The sequence below is a fragment of the Vibrio sp. 1249-1 genome, from assembly GCF_033340495.1.
Genome location: NZ_JAWOWJ010000461.1, coordinates 1 through 737, shown reverse-complemented (window position 1 = coordinate 737; position 737 = coordinate 1). Strand labels below are relative to the sequence as shown.

Genomic DNA, 737 nt, shown 5'->3' with positions numbered 1-737 from the left:
TCTCGTTGCGAGCTCGTTCTCGAAAAACTTCGGCCTATACAATGAACGTGTAGGCGCATTCACGCTTGTTGCTGAATCTGAAGAAGTGGCAACAACAGCATTCTCTCAAGTAAAAGCGATCATCCGCTCTATCTACTCTAACCCACCAGCTCACGGCAGTGCTGTTGTTACTCATATTCTAAACAACGAAGAACTGCGTGCCGAATGGGAAGCGGAAGTACAAGAAATGCGTGACCGTATTCAAGAGATGCGCGAGCTGTTCGTAGCAACTCTGAAAGAAGAAGGTGTGGATGCAGATTTCAGCTTTATCGAACGTCAAAACGGCATGTTCTCGTTCTCTGGTCTATCTAAAGAGCAAGTTAATCGTCTGAAAGATGAGTTCGCAATTTACATCGTTGGTTCTGGCCGTATCAGCGTAGCTGGTATGACAAAATCAAACATGGTCCCGCTATGTAAAGGTATCGCAGCGGTTCTATAATCTGTCGAAAACAGACAAAATAAACGAAAGGTCAGCGTATGCTGACCTTTTTTGTTGTTCTTAAATCTATTGATTACGGTTGATTTTACTAAATGGGATTAAAATACGAACTTCAAACTTAAGCCGACTTCGTTGATGTAATCCGAACTTTCCCCACTGTAATCTGTATCACGGTATTGGTAATACAAGCCCGTGCCAATCACATCATGCCCTTGGTAATTGAAGCCGATTCTGTACTTGTTCTCTTCAACCACATCAC

Annotated in this window: 1 protein-coding gene and 1 pseudogene; one reads left to right on the top strand and one right to left on the bottom strand. The window is 43.1% G+C overall.

The genetic code is table 11. The features are described 5' to 3' along the window. Positions 1 to 478: aminotransferase class I/II-fold pyridoxal phosphate-dependent enzyme (locus R7Z50_RS26995; RefSeq protein ID WP_318149682.1), on the top strand; the 478-nt coding region annotated here is incomplete at its 5' end. A 98-nt stretch (positions 479 to 576) separates the two neighbouring features. Here the strand turns inward: R7Z50_RS26995 and R7Z50_RS26990 are convergent. Beyond that, positions 577 to 737 (bottom strand): annotated as a pseudogene (locus R7Z50_RS26990) (porin family protein); the annotation flags it as partial.